The sequence below is a fragment of the Pseudomonas citronellolis genome (assembly GCF_001586155.1).
In the GTDB taxonomy this organism is placed as follows: Bacteria; Pseudomonadota; Gammaproteobacteria; order Pseudomonadales; family Pseudomonadaceae; genus Pseudomonas; species Pseudomonas citronellolis.
In genome coordinates this window covers 6391699-6405783 of record NZ_CP014158.1, presented here as the reverse complement: position 1 = coordinate 6405783, position 14085 = coordinate 6391699, and the positions used below count along the sequence as shown (strand labels likewise).

The following is a 14085-nucleotide window of genomic DNA, read 5'->3' as shown; positions in this document are numbered from 1 at the left end:
GGAAGACGAAAGCCCCCAGGGGCTATGACGAACACCGCTGTTGCTTCAAGCTTCCGGCTTCAAGCTTCCAGCTGCTTTCAAAGAGGCTCTTACCCGTGTCATTGACCATCCTCGGCCTGTCCGGCGCCGTAAGCCATGACCCTTCCGCCGCCCTGTACATCGACGGCAAGCTGGTCGCGGCGGTCGAAGAAGAGCGCTTCGTCCGCGACAAGCACGCGAAGAACCGCATGCCCTACGAGTCGGCCAAGTTCTGCCTGGAGCAGGCCGGCATCAAGCCCGCCGATGTCGACGTGGTGGCCATTCCCTTCGCCCCCATCAGCCTGTTCGGCAAGGCCCGCTGGCACTACGCCAAGCGCTACGCCTACGCCCCGGACCGCGCGCTGGACGCCATCCTGCTCGGCAACCGCCGCTACAAGCGCTACTACAAGCGCATCCAGTGGTGCCTGCAGCAACTGGGCTTCGACCTGAAGAAGGTCAAGATCCAGCCGGTGGAGCACCACCTGGCCCACGCCTCCAGCGCCTACCACTGCTCCGGCTTCAAGGAGAAGACCGCGATCCTCGGGATCGACGGCAAGGGCGAGTACGCCACCACCTTCTTCGGCTACGGCGAGAACGGCAAGATCCACAAGATCAAGGAGTTCTACGACCCGGACTCCCTGGGCGGGCTGTACGGCGCGATCACCGAGTACCTCGGCTTCGACATGCTCGACGGCGAGTTCAAGGTCATGGGCATGGCGCCCTACGGCGACGCCAGCAAGTACGATTTCTCGCGCCTGGCCAAGTTCGAGAACGGCGAGCTGATCATCAACACCGACTACGCCAACGTCATCGGCTTCCGCCGCTACAAGGAAAAGGGCAAGGGCTACTACTTCTCGCCCAAGCTGATCGAGTGGCTGGGCCCGAAACGCGAAGGCGACATCGCCGACGACCCGTACATCCACTACGCCGCCAGCATCCAGGCGCTGTTCGAGAAGCTGGCGCTGGAGATGATGGACTACTACCTGGGCGACATCCTCCGCGAAACCGGCAAGATCGCCTTCGCCGGCGGCTGCGCGCTGAACGTCAAGCTGAACCAGAAGATCATCGCCCGCCCCGAGGTCAAGGAGCTGTACGTGCAGCCCGCGGCCAGCGACGCCGGCACCGCGGTGGGCGCCGCCGCCTACGTGTCCTGGGAGCGCGGCGTGCCGGTGGAGAAGATGGAGCACGTCTACCTCGGCCCGGCCTACAGCAACGAAGACGTCATCGCCGCCTGCGCCCGCCACGAGGCCAAGCCGGCCTGGCGCAAGATCGACAACGTGCCCGAAACCATCGCCAAGGTGCTGGCCGACGGCAACCCGGTGGCCTGGTTCCAGGGCCGCATGGAGTTCGGCCCGCGCGCCCTCGGCGGACGCTCCATCCTCGGCTGCCCGAGCGTGCCGGGCGTGGCCGACCGCATCAACGCGCAGATCAAGTTCCGCGAGCGCTGGCGGCCCTTCTGCCCGTCGATGCTGGATACCGTCGGCCCGCAGATGTTCAAGATCGACCACCCGGCGCCGTTCATGACCTTCACCTTCGAAGTCAACGAAGAGTGGAAGACCCGCGTGCCGGAAGTCGTCCACGAGGACGGCACCTCCCGCGCCCAGGTGCTCAAGCGCGAGTTCAACCCGCGCTACTACGACCTGATGAAGGAGCTGGAGAAACTCACCGGCAACGGCGTGGCGCTGAACACCTCGCTGAACCGCCGCGGCGAGCCGATGATCTGCTCGCCGACCGACGCGCTGAACATGTTCTACGGTTCGGACCTGCAATACCTGATCATGCAGGACATCCTGGTGGTCAAGGAAGGCGCGGCGGCCTATGACTCGCTCGGCTGAACCGCGGGTCCTGCAGTTCTGCCACGGCTATGACGGGCCCTTCCTGGATTGCGCCCGCCAGTACGCCAGCCTGTTCGCCGGCACCGGCTACCGGGTGACCACGGTGTTCCTCACCGGCGCGCCCGATGCCGAGGTGGCCGCCGGCTGCGCCAGCGACGAGGTGCTGTTCCTCGACTACAGCTCGAAGGACGTGCGCGGCCTCAAGTTGCGCGCCATCCGCGACCTGCGCGAGATCGCCCGCTCGCGGGACTTCCGCTTCTGCATCGCCCATCGCTTCAAGCCCACCTGGGTCGCCATGCTCGGCACGCGCCTGCCGGTGATCGGCGTGCACCATGGCTTCGGCGACTACCGCCGGCTCGGTCGCAAGCTGTTCGCCAAGCTGTTCGCCAAGCGCCTGAGCCTGCTGGCGGTGTCCAATGCCGTGCGCGACGAGCTGCGCCAGTGCCTGCCGGCCTGGCCGGCGGAGCGCATCGAGACGCTGTACAACCGCGTCGACGTCGACGCCCTGCAGGCCGAGCAGGTGGAGCGCTACCCGGCGCGCCAGCACCTGCGCCTGGCGGACAACGCCTGGGTGGTCGGCAACGTCGGCCGCCTGCACCCGGACAAGGACCAGGCCACGCTGCTGCGCGGCTTCGCCGCGGCCCTGCCGCAACTGCCGCCGAACGCGCTGCTGGCGATCCTCGGCAAGGGCCGCCTGGAGGAAGACCTCAAGGCGCTGGCCCGCGAGCTGGGCATCGCCGAGCGCGTGCTGTTCCTCGGCCAGGTGCCGGACGCGCGGCGCTACTTCAAGGCCTTCGACGTGTTCGCCCTGAGTTCCGACCACGAGCCCTTCGGCATGGTCCTGCTGGAGGCCATGGCCGCCGGCGTGCCGCTGATCTCCACCGCCGGCGGTGGCGCCGGCGAAATCGTCGAGGGCCTGGGCATCCTCTTCCCGCTGCGCGACGACGCGGCCCTGGCCCAGGGCCTGGCGCACCTGGCGGCGCTCGACCGGCAGCAGCGCGAGGCCTGCGCCCGGCTGATGGACGAGCGCCTGCATGAGCGCTTCTCCGACGAGGCCGTGCGCCGGGAGTTCTGGAGCCTGCCGATGGTCCGTGCGCTGACGCGTGGCGTTTCCGAATGACGGCCGCGGCCGCCAAGGGTGAATCTTGAAAGTCCTGTTCCTGGTCCAGAAAGAACAACGCGCCATTCTCGACCGCCTCTACGACGGCATCGCCGAGCACTGCGACTGCGACCTGCGCTGGTTGAGCAGCGACGAGCAGGCCAACCTGCGCCGCTACTTCCGCGAGCAGGTGGACGTCACGCGCTACGACCGCATCCTGTTCTTCCTGCGCTTCAAGAAGGAAATGCGCCAGGCTTCCTTCATCGCCAGCGTGCCGAACCTGGTGATCCTCGAACACGATGCCTACCAGAACTACATCCCCTGCAAGTACACCGGCAAGTTCAGCGCCCACTACCGGCGCATGCCCTGGGCGCGGGTGATCAGCTCCGGCGCGGTGGTCGCCCGGCGCCTGCGCGAGGAGGGCTTCGACGCCGTCTTCGTGCCCAAGGGCTACGACCAGGACCTGCTCCACGACCTGGGCCGCGAGCGCGACATCGAACTGGCCTTCGTCGGCAGCACCGGCAGCGTCGCCTACAGCGGGCGCAAGGCGCTGCTGGACGAGCTGGGCAGGGTAGAGAACCTGCTGGTCACCAAGACCAACTCCGGCGAGGATTACCTGAACACGCTCAACCGCATCCGCTTTTTCGTCAGCGCGGACGTCGGCATGGGCGAATACATGATCAAGAACTTCGAGGCCATGGCCTGCGGCTGCGTGCTTTTCGCCTACGACCAGGGCGAGGAGGAAAACCGCGCGCTGGGCCTGGCGGACATGCGCAACGTGGTGTTCTACCGCGACATTCCCGAGCTGCGCCGCAAGCTGCAGGTGCTGCGCGAGGACCCTGAGCTGGCGGCGCGCATCGCCGCCCAGGGCCGCCAACTGGCCGAGGAGGGCTTCGGCTTCAGCCAGATCGGGGCGCGCATCGTCGAGGCGATGACGCCACCCTTGCGTCCACACCCGCAACCGGGCAGGCTGGAGCGATTACGCCGGGCTCTGGGAATTTGAACATTCATGCGCCGAAGCTTTCGTGGCGGCCATCGGGGCCGGAGGTGGTCGTGCCCAGGCCGCTGATCTCCGTGCTGGTTCCCTGTTACAACCGCGAACGCTACATCGAGGAGGCCCTGCTGAGCATCCTCGAGCAGGATTATCCGAATTTCGAGCTGATCGTCGTCGACGACGGCTCCCAGGATGCCAGCGCCGAGAAGATCGAGGCCCTGCGCCAGCGCTACGGCTTCCAGTTCTACCGGCAAGCCAACCAGGGCGTCAGCGCCGCGCTGAACACGGCCCTGAGCCATGCCCGCGGCGAGTTCATCGCCACGCCCGATTCCGATGACGTCATGCTGCCGGGCCGCCTGTCGCTGCAGGCCGCCTACCTCGAGGCGCATCCCCAGGTGGGCTGCGTCGGGGCGCGGGTGGTCTACGTCGACTCAGAAGGGCGGCGGCTGAAGACCGAGGAGGGCAAGTCGCTGCGCAGCTACAGCTTCGCCGAGCTGCTGTCCCGCGCCCACGCCATCGGCGCCCCCGTGGCCATGTATCGACGCGAGGCGCTGGACCGTGCCGGGGGCTATGACCCGGCGATCCGCATCCAGGATTTCCAGATCACCCTGAAGATCGCCCACCTGGGCTATCGCACGGATGTGCTGCCGGACCTGGTGACGCTCTACCGCAGGCATGCGGGCAACATGTCCAAGACCGCCTACCAGTGCCAGCTCGATTATGACCTGATGGCCATCGCCCCCTACCGTGGCCATCCCTGCTACTCGCAGGGCCTGACCTGCGTGATCAACAAGGCGCTCAAGCACTCGGTGGTGTCGGACAAGGCCTATGCTCTGCGGCTTCTTCTGCGGCTGCCGCCATGGCGCTGGAATCGCGTGACCTGGCGCCGCCTGCGTCACCTCATGTTCAAGTTCCACGAGGGATGAGTGCGTCCGGGATGAAGTCGATGTTGTTGCAAGCGTGGCAGACCTGGCGGCCCGCGATGAGTCAAGGCGGTGTGCCAATCGCCCGCAGGGACCGGGTGGCCGAGGCGATGCTGGGGTTCGGCGTGTTCTGGACCATCGCCGGGGTGTTGCTGACGCCGACCATGAAGTTCTACTACACCATGGTGGCGCTGTTCGTTTACCTGCCGGCGCTCTGGCTGGTAATCGCCCGCCGCGCCGAACTGGGGCGGCTGATCGTCGAACGCAGGGAAATGTGGTTGTTCCTGGCGCTGTTCGCCTGGGCCAACCTCTCGCTGTTGTGGGCCGTCGGCGATTTCGACCGATTGTCGCGGGTCAAGCAGTCGAGCCTCTTCGTATTGTTGGTCTGTGGCTGGCTGCTCTGGGCCCGGGCCAGTGAGCCACGCCTGCGCGGCACCCTGGTGCTGCTCGGTGTCCTCAACAGCCTCTACAGCCTGGCCGCGCTGCTCTGGGCGCCGGCTTATGCGCCCGAGCGCCTGAACGGCTTCGGAGGCTTCCTCGACAACCCCAACGCGGCCGCCTACGCCACGGGCTTCCTGCTGGTGATGGCGTTGCCGCTGCGTCCGACGAGGCGCGGCTGGTGGCTGGCCTGGCTGCTGTTGCAGCTCCCCCCACTGGTCTATGTCGCCCTGTGCGGCAGCCGCGGTGCGCTCCTGGCGCTGATGGCCACGGCAGTGTTCTGCCTGGTGTTGCTGCCGGGCTGGCGCAAGCGCCTGGCTGCCCTGTCGGCCCTGGCCGGCGGCATCGCGCTGTTCTGCCTGGAGCCGAGCCTGATGGCAAGGGGGGATTCGGAGCGGCTGGAGCTGTTGCGCAGCGCCTTGCCGATCCTGCGCGAGCATTTCTGGAACGGCGTGGGCTACGGCACCACCTACGAGGTCCAGGGCTGGGCCGGCGGCTACCATGGCAGCACCCACAACTTCCTGCTGCACACCGCCCTGCAGTATGGGATCCCAGCGCTGCTCGTCTGGCTGGTGCTCTGGGCGATGCTGGGCCTGCGGGCCTGGCGCAGCCGCCATACGCAACTGGGCCTGGCATTGCTGCTGCTGTGGGTCTATGCCAGCGTGGCCATGCAGTTTGACGTGTTCAGCCTGTGGGAGCGCACCCGCGCCATGTGGCTGATGCCCTGGGGCGTGTTCCTGCTCGGCCTGAGCCTGAAGCGCCCGGCCGCGGCCGGGGAAGCCGGGAGCGAACTCAGCCGGCGTTGAGGATGCCCCGCAGTTCGCGGGCGTCCCAGCGTACCGTGCCGTGGCGCAGGTAGCCTTCGCTCAGCTCGCCGCCCTCATCCGCCAGCAACCACTGCCGATCCTCCGCATAGCGCAGCATGTGCGCGAAGTTGCGCTTGCGCTGGGCGCGGCCGAGGGCGCGGCGCTGGGTCTTCATGTCGGCGATGTCGATCAGCCCCAGTTCGCCCTGCGGGGTTTGCACCACGTTGCCCAGGTGCAGCGAACGGAAGTACACGCCGCGCTCGTGCAGCCGGGCGATCAACTCGCCCAGGCGCTCGCGCAGGGCGCTGTCGGCCTGGCCGGCGGCGATCAACTGGCGCAGCGTCTGGCCCGGCAGCGGGCGGTAGTGCACCAGGTCGCGGGCGATGCCGGGCACGCGGTAGACGCCGATCACCTCGGGGCAGGGGATGCCCAGCCGCTGCAGCGCCCGGGCGTTGTCGGCGAAGCGCTGGGCATAGGGGTAGAGCGCCGCCGAGGAGATCAGCCGCTTGCGCCGGAACAGCTTGACGAAGTTGCCGTCGGGCAGGCGCAGGACCTTGTCGCCGTGCTTGTCGGCTTCCAGCACGGTGGCGCCGGCGCGAAGCGATTCGTAGGCGGATGGGTCGAGCTCTTGCATACCGGCTTCCTGGACGGGGGCCGGCTATAGTAGCCCAGGCGCCGGGCAAACGAGAGGCCTGTGTTATAATCGCCGGCCTTTTCAGCGTGCGATTCTTTCATGACCGGCAAAGACACCGCAGAGCCCTCGAGCCTGAAGATCTACTTCCGCCTGCTCACCTACGTGCGGCCCTATTGGGGCATGTTCGCCCTGAGCATCGTCGGCTTCCTGATCTTCGCCGCCACCCAGCCGATGCTGGCCGGCATCCTCAAGTATTTCGTCGACGGCCTGACGCACCCGGACGCCAAGCTGTTCCCCAACGCGCCCTGGCCTTGGCTGCGCGACCTCTCGCTGCTCTACGCGGTGCCGCTGCTGGTGGTGATGATCGCGGTGTGGCAGGGCATCGGCTCCTTCCTCGGCAACTACTACATCGCCCGCGTCTCCCTGGGCCTGGTGCACGACCTGCGGGTGGCGCTGTTCAACAACCTGCTGACGTTGCCCAACCGCTACTTCGACAGCCACAACTCCGGGCACCTGATCTCGCGCATCACCTTCAACGTGACCATGGTCACCGGCGCCGCCACCGACGCCATCAAGGTGGTGATCCGCGAAGGCATGACCGTGGTCTTCCTGTTCCTCTCGCTGCTGTACATGAACTGGAAGCTGACCCTGGTGATGGTCGCCATCCTGCCGGTCATCGCCCTGATGGTGACCAGCGCCAGCCGCAAGTTCCGCAAGCAGAGCAAGAAGATCCAGGTGGCCATGGGCGACGTGACCCACGTTTCCTCCGAGACCATCCAGGGCTACCGCGTGGTGCGCAGCTTCGGCGGCGAGGCCTACGAGCGCGAGCGCTTCCTGCAGGTGAGCCGCGAGAACACCAGCAAGAACCTGCGCATGAACAAGACCTCGGCGATCTACACGCCGATGCTGCAACTGGTGATCTACAGTGCCATGGCGGTGCTGCTGTACCTGGTGCTGCTGCTGCGCGGCGATGCCACCGTCGGCGACCTGGTGGCCTACATCTCCATGGCCGGCCTGCTGCCCAAGCCGATCCGCCAGCTCTCCGAGGTCAGCTCCACCATCCAGAAGGGCGTGGCCGGCGCCGAGAGCATCTTCGAGCAGCTCGACGAGCAGCCCGAGGTGGACCGCGGCAGTGTGGAGAAGGAGCGCGTGCTGGGCCGCCTGGAAGTGAAGAACCTCAGCTTCACCTACCCGGGCAGCGACAAACGCGTGCTCAACGACCTCAACTTCAGCGTCGAGCCGGGGCAGATGGTCGCCCTGGTCGGCCGCTCCGGCAGCGGCAAGTCGACCCTGGCCAACCTCATCCCGCGCTTCTACGACCACAGCCAGGGCAAGATCCTCCTCGATGGCGTGGACGTGGAGGACTACCGCCTGCGCAACCTGCGCAAGCACATCTCGCTGGTCACCCAGCAGGTCAACCTGTTCAACGACAGCGTGCTCAACAACATCGCCTACGGCGACCTCGCCAGCAAGCCGCGCAGCGCGGTGGAGAAAGCCGCCGAGGATGCCTTCGCCCGCGAGTTCATCGACCGCCTGGCCGAAGGCTTCGACACCGAGGTCGGCGAGAACGGCGTGATGCTCTCCGGCGGCCAGCGCCAGCGCCTGGCCATCGCCCGCGCGCTGCTCAAGGATGCCCCGGTGCTGATCCTCGACGAGGCCACCTCGGCGCTGGACACCGAGTCCGAGCGGCACATCCAGGCCGCCCTGGAGAAGGTCATGGAGGGCCGCACCACCCTGGTGATCGCCCACCGCCTGAGCACCATCGAGCGCGCCGACCTGATCCTGGTGATGGACCAGGGCCATATCGTCGAGCGCGGCACCCACGACGAGCTGATCGCCCTCAACGGCTACTACGCGCGCCTGCACGCCAGGCAGTTCGCCGACGAGCCGGCCGAGGACGGCGTCGGCGAGTCGGTCTGAATGGCCTTGCTAGATCGCCTGCGCTGCTTCCGCGAGCGCGGCTGGACACCCATCGACGCCGCGGCCTACGCCGAGGCCTGGCAACGCTTCGGCGGCAGCGTGGCCACCCACCCGCAGGTGGTGGAGCGCCTGGCCGGCCTGGCCGGCATCCCGGTGCGCTACCTGGGCTGGGTCGCCGACGGCCAACTGCGCGCCGCCATCCCCACCTGGGGCCGGCACCTGGCGCTGTCCAAGGACGTGCTCAAGCGCGAAGGCAAGAAGGCGCTGTTCGACCTGGGCAACGCCGAGGTCATCCTGCCCATCGCCGAGGACGCGCGCATCGCCCTGCGCCACCGGGTGCGCTACCTGTCCGAGCTCAATCACCAGCAGGTGACCGACGCGCGCCGGCAAGACGAGGAGCTGGCGCTGAACCGCGCGCCGGCGGACTTCTCGAAGAAATTCCGCTACAACCAGCGCCGCGAACTGCGCCTGCTGGAAGAGGCGGGCGGAGTGCTGCAGCCGATGGACGAACTGAGCCCGGCCGAGCAGGCGCGCATCTACGCCGAGCTGTTCCAGCGCCGCTGGGGCTTCGAGGTGCCGGGCAAGGCGCGCCTGGCCGAGGTGCTGGAGCTGATGCGCGAATTCATGCGCGGCTCGCTGGTGCGCCTGGACGGCGAGCCGGTGGCGATCCAGATCCTCTACCGCGTCGAGTCGCCGAAGTGGATCAGCGTCGAATACATCAACGGCGGCGTGGCCCCGGAGAACCGCGAGTTCAGCCCCGGCAGCGTGCTCACCCACGTCAACACCCAGCAGGCCTGGGCCGAGGCCGAGGCGCTGGGCAAGCCGCTACGCTATTCCTTCGGCCGCGCCGACCGCGAATACAAGGACCGCTGGTGCCACCGGGTGCCGGTGTTCCAGGTGTAAATGCTCTTCGTAGGAGCGAGCTTGCTCGCGAACAGATTCCGCAGCGGACTCATTCGCGAGCAAGCTCGCTCCTACATCCACAAGGCAATAGGTCCCTTCCCCGGAGAACGCCCATGAGCGCCCGCAAGCAGCAACTGCTCAAGGAACACCGCCGCAAGAAGCGCCTGGTGCTGCTGGTCGCGCTGCTGGCGCTGGTCGCCCTCGGCGTGTTCGCCCCCTGGTGGAGCGTGCCGCTGGCCGTGCTGCTGGGCTGGCTGGCCCACGAGGCCTGGTTCGCCGACCACCTGTTCTACTCGCCGCGCGACGACTACCGCTACGACTTCCCGGAAGGCCAGCTGAGCCTGCCGGCCTCCCTCGGCCCGCATGGCCTGCACGTCGCCACCGATGCGCTGCCCGAGGGCTACGAGACACTGCTGCTGCAGATCCGCGTCAAGGCCAACTGGCTGGGGCGCTGGCTCGACCCGCAGGTGCTGATCGAAGGCGCCGAGGGCATCGATCGCCAGGACTTCGAGCGCGGCGTGAACGGCGTGCGCTACCTCAACCTGTCCGGCCAGTGCGCGGCCCTGCGCGGCGGGCACCTGCGCATCCGCGGCCGCCACTGCCGCCTCGACAGCCAGGGCACCCTGCACGCCTTCCACAACCCGGACTACGCCGAGCGCCGGCTGATGGTCATCGCGCCCCACGCCGACGACGCCGAACTGGCCGCCTTCGGCCTGTACAGCCGCGCCGCCGAGGCCAGCATCGTCACCCTCACCCAGGGCGAGATCGAGGCCGAGTACTACCAGCGCCTGGGCCTGGACAAGGCCGCCGCCGCGCGCCTGAAGGGCCGCCTGCGCACCTGGGACAGCCTGGCCGTGCCGCTGTGGGGCGGGGTGCCGGCCAGCCGCTGCGTGCAACTGGGCTACTACTGCCTGCAACTGCCGGCGATGTGCGGCGAACCGGACAAGGGCTTCGGCTCGCGGGAGTCCGGCGAGAGCGACATCCGCGACCTGCGCCGGCACAACCCGCTGCAGCTGCCGGCCGACGCCGACGGCGTGCCCAGCTGGAACAACCTGGTGGCCGACCTGGCGGCGCTGCTGGAGCACTTCCGCCCCGAGGTGCTGGTCACCCCGCACCCGCAGCTGGACCCCCATGCCGACCACGTGCACGCCACGCGCGCGCTGTGCGAGGCGATCGAACGCAGCGCCTGGAAGCCGCAGACCCTGCTGTTCTACGCCAACCACCTGCACGATAACGACCGCTGGCCCATGGGCCCGGCCGAAGGCGGCGTGGCCCTGCCGCCGTGCATCGAGCCGCTGCCGGCCGACGCCCTGTGGAGCCCGACGCTGGATGCCGCCACACGCCTCGACAAGGCCCAGGCCCTGGCCATGCAGCACGACCTTACAGTCCCGCTGCCGGCCAAGAAGCGCCTGCGCCGGCTGATCCAGCGGGCCCTGGCCGGGCGCCGCTGGCCGGCCTTCGGCGAGGACGAATTCTTCCGCAAGGCGGTGCGCCGCCACGAGCTGTTCTGGGTGCGCCCGCTGCGCTGAACGACCGGCGCCCGGCGCGAGGCCGGGCGAGCGGCTATGGTATTATCCGCGGCGATTTCGACCTGCGGAGTTCCCATGAAACTGACCATGCCCCGTTTCGATCAGGCCCCTGTGCTGGTGGTCGGCGACGTGATGCTCGACCGCTACTGGCACGGCGCGACCTCGCGCATCTCGCCCGAGGCTCCGGTGCCGGTGGTGCGGGTCGAGCAGCATGAGGACCGCCCCGGCGGCGCGGCCAACGTCGCGCTGAACCTGGCCGCCCTGGGCGCCCCGGCCTTCCTGGTCGGCGTCACCGGCGAGGACGAGGCCGCCGCCAGCCTGGCCGACAGCCTCGGCGCGGTGGGCGTGACCACCCGCTTCCAGCGCATCGCCGGGCAGCCGACCATTGTCAAGCTGCGCGTCATGAGCCGCCATCAACAATTGCTGCGGGTGGACTTCGAGGAGCCCTTCAGGACCGACGCCGAGGCCCTGGCCCGCGAGACCGAGGCGCTGCTGGACCAGGTCCGCGTGCTGGTGCTGTCGGACTACGGCAAGGGCGCGCTGAAGAACCACCAGGCGCTGATCCAGGCCGCGCGCAAGCGCAACATCCCGGTGCTGGCCGACCCCAAGGGCAAGGACTTCTCCATCTACTGCGGCGCCAGCCTGATCACCCCGAACCTCTCCGAATTCGAAGCCATCGTCGGCCGCTGCCAGGATGAGAACGAACTGGTGGCCAAGGGCCTGAAGCTGCTCGGCGACCTGGACCTGGGCGCCCTGCTGGTGACCCGCGGCGAGCACGGCATGACCCTGCTGCGCCCCGGCCACCCGGCGCTGCACCTGCCGGCCCGCGCCCGCGAGGTGTTCGACGTCACCGGCGCCGGCGACACCGTGATCTCCACCCTGGCCGGCGCCCTGGCCGCCGGCGAGGACCTGCCGCAGGCCGTGGCCCTGGCCAACCTGGCCGCCGGCATCGTGGTCGGCAAGCTCGGCACCGCGGCCATCAGCGCCCCCGAACTGCGCCGCGCGGTGCAGCGCGAGCAGGGTTCCGAGCGCGGCGTGCTGGGCCTGGAGCAACTGCTGCTGGCCATCGAGGACGCCCGCGCCCACGGCGAGAAGATCGTCTTCACCAACGGCTGCTTCGACATCCTCCACGCCGGCCACGTCAGCTACCTGGAACAGGCCCGCGCCCAGGGCGACCGGCTGATCGTGGCGGTCAACGACGACGCCTCGGTGTGCCGCCTGAAAGGCCCGGGCCGGCCGATCAACAGCGTCGACCGGCGCATGGCGGTGCTCGCCGGCCTCGGCGCGGTGGACTGGGTGGTGAGCTTCAGCGAAGACACCCCCGAACGCCTGCTCGCCCAGGTGCGCCCGGACGTGCTGGTCAAGGGCGGCGACTACTCCGTCGACCAGGTGGTCGGCGCCGACATAGTCGCCGGCTACGGCGGCGAAGTGCGCGTGCTCGGCCTGGTGCCGAACAGCTCCACCACCGCCATCGTCGAAAAGATACGTCGTAAGAATTAGCTGGAAGCTGGAAGCTGGAAGCTGGAAGCTGAAAGCGAGAGCCGCACACTTCCAGCTTCTAGCTTCTAGCTTCTAGCTTCCAGCTTCCCACCCACTGACCGCCGCGCCAGCGCGTCCCGGCAAAGCGGTCATGGTCCCCCCGCCGCTTCCCGGCGCATGATCCCGGCATCCCATCCCCGCGTGGAGCGAGATGCCATGACCACCGACGTGCAGGGCCGCGCCCTGGCCGTGCTCAACCGGGTGGCCCAGGCCGACTGGCCGGACCGCCTGAAATTGCGCAAACCCTTCGAGAAACTGCTCTACACCGGCAGCCGCACCGGCTTCCGCATGGCCAGCCAGCGCGCCGCCAAGCAGCTCAAGACGCCGCGCAAGGTCGACCCGGACGGGCTCTTCGACCTGTCGTTGTCCGACGAACAGCAGATGCTGGTGGAGATGCTCGAAGGCTTCGCCGCCGAGGTGCTGCGCCCGGCCGCCCACGATGCCGACGCCAACGCCGGGGTGCCCGCCGAACTGCTCAACCAGGCCCAGGAACTGGGCCTGGCCTACTACGGGGTGAACGAAGTGCACGGCGGCATGGCCGGCGAGCGCACCGTGCTGACCAACGCGCTGATTGCCGAAGCCCTGGCCCGCGGCGACCTGAGCCTGGCCGCGGCGCTGCTGGTGCCGCTGTCGGCGGCCAACTGTATCCGTCGCTGGGCCAGCCCACAGCAGCAGGCGCAGTGGCTACCGGCGTTCGTCGGCGAGGATGGCCCGCCGCTGATCGGCATCGCCGTGGGCGAGCCGCAGCTGCTGGCCGACGCCGCTCAACCGAAGACCCAGGCGCGCAAGCGCGGCCGCCATTACCTGCTGTCCGGCGAGAAGTGCCTGGTGGTGCGCGGCCTGGACGCCAGCCAGTTGCTGGTTGCCGCGCAGGCTGCCGACGGCCCGGCGCTGTTCCTGGTCGATGCCGCCGCCAGGGGCGTGGAACGCCGCCCCGAACCGGCCATGGGCCTGAAGGCCGCCGGCACCGCGCGCATCCGCCTGAAGAGCGTGAAGGTGGCCGCCGAACGGCGCCTGGCCGCGGAGAAATTCGACTACCAGGCCTTCCTCGACCTCAGCGGCCTGGCCTGGTGCGCCCTGGCCCTGGGCACCGCGCAGGCGGCGCTGGACTACGTGACCGGCTACTGCAACGAGCGCGAGGCCTTCGGCGAACCCATCAGCCACCGCCAGGGCGTGGCCTTCATGGTCGCCGACATCGCCATCGAACTGGACGCCATGCGCCTGATGACCTGGCGCGCCTGCGCCCTGGCCGAGCGCGGCCAGCCGTTCCACCGCGAGGCCTACCTGGCGCGCCTGCTGTGTGCCGAGAAGGCCATGAAGATCGGCACCGACGCCGTGCAACTGCTCGGCGGCCACGGCTTCACCAAGGAACACCCAGCCGAGCGCTGGTACCGCGACCTGCGCGCCGTGGCCGTGATGGCCGGCGGCCTGCACCTCTGAGGAGCGC

11 protein-coding genes are annotated in these 14085 nt (G+C 68.6%); 10 read left to right on the top strand and 1 reads right to left on the bottom strand.

The genetic code is table 11. The features are described 5' to 3' along the window. The first annotated feature begins 95 nt into the window (after positions 1-95). The 5 genes from PcP3B5_RS27995 (at position 96) to PcP3B5_RS27975 (ending at position 6113) form a co-directional block, all read left to right on the top strand. Positions 96-1853 (top strand): carbamoyltransferase family protein, encoded by a 1758-nt coding sequence (locus PcP3B5_RS27995; RefSeq protein ID WP_061562982.1) that lies wholly within the window; start codon positions 96-98, stop codon positions 1851-1853. Continuing rightward, positions 1837-2973 (top strand): glycosyltransferase, encoded by a 1137-nt coding sequence (locus tag PcP3B5_RS27990; protein ID WP_009613568.1) that lies wholly within the window; start codon positions 1837-1839, stop codon positions 2971-2973. Before PcP3B5_RS27995 ends, PcP3B5_RS27990 begins: the two co-directional genes overlap by 17 nt. A 25-nt stretch (positions 2974-2998) precedes the next feature. Then, on the top strand, positions 2999-3955 hold the full coding sequence (locus PcP3B5_RS27985; protein ID WP_061562981.1) for a glycosyltransferase family protein: 957 nt from the start codon (positions 2999-3001) through the stop codon (positions 3953-3955). 50 nt (positions 3956-4005) lie between these two features. Then, on the top strand, positions 4006-4872 hold the full coding sequence (locus PcP3B5_RS27980; protein WP_082656888.1) for a glycosyltransferase family 2 protein: 867 nt from the start codon (positions 4006-4008) through the stop codon (positions 4870-4872). Between the two features lie 71 nt (positions 4873-4943). Next, positions 4944-6113, top strand: coding sequence for an O-antigen ligase family protein (locus PcP3B5_RS27975; RefSeq protein WP_237143065.1), 1170 nt, complete (start codon positions 4944-4946; stop codon positions 6111-6113). Here the strand turns inward: PcP3B5_RS27975 and PcP3B5_RS27970 are convergent. Then, the gene (locus PcP3B5_RS27970) at positions 6100-6747 is read right to left on the bottom strand and encodes a lipopolysaccharide kinase InaA family protein (RefSeq protein ID WP_061562980.1); all 648 of its coding nucleotides are present in this window, start codon (positions 6745-6747) and stop codon (positions 6100-6102) included. The genes PcP3B5_RS27975 and PcP3B5_RS27970 overlap by 14 nt on opposite strands. A gap of 99 nt (positions 6748-6846) precedes the next feature. Here PcP3B5_RS27970 and msbA point away from each other — a divergent pair, with 99 nt between their 5' ends. From msbA to PcP3B5_RS27945, 5 genes are all read left to right on the top strand, one after another. After that, on the top strand, positions 6847-8667 hold the full coding sequence (gene msbA, locus PcP3B5_RS27965) for a lipid A export permease/ATP-binding protein MsbA (protein ID WP_058070717.1): 1821 nt from the start codon (positions 6847-6849) through the stop codon (positions 8665-8667). Positions 8668-8673: 6 nt separating this feature from the next. Continuing rightward, positions 8674-9570, top strand: a complete 897-nt coding sequence (locus PcP3B5_RS27960; protein ID WP_061563348.1) for a GNAT family N-acetyltransferase — start codon at positions 8674-8676, stop codon at positions 9568-9570. Positions 9571-9683: 113 nt separating this feature from the next. After that, on the top strand, positions 9684-11099 hold the full coding sequence (locus PcP3B5_RS27955; RefSeq protein ID WP_061562979.1) for a PIG-L deacetylase family protein: 1416 nt from the start codon (positions 9684-9686) through the stop codon (positions 11097-11099). 75 nt (positions 11100-11174) lie between these two features. After that, a complete protein-coding gene (gene hldE, locus PcP3B5_RS27950) occupies positions 11175-12599 on the top strand; it encodes a bifunctional D-glycero-beta-D-manno-heptose-7-phosphate kinase/D-glycero-beta-D-manno-heptose 1-phosphate adenylyltransferase HldE (RefSeq protein ID WP_061562978.1) in 1425 nt (474 codons plus the stop codon). A 195-nt stretch (positions 12600-12794) separates the two neighbouring features. After that, entirely contained in the window at positions 12795-14078 is a 1284-nt protein-coding gene (locus tag PcP3B5_RS27945) for an acyl-CoA dehydrogenase family protein (protein ID WP_058070714.1), read from the top strand. Positions 14079-14085: the final 7 nt, after the last annotated feature.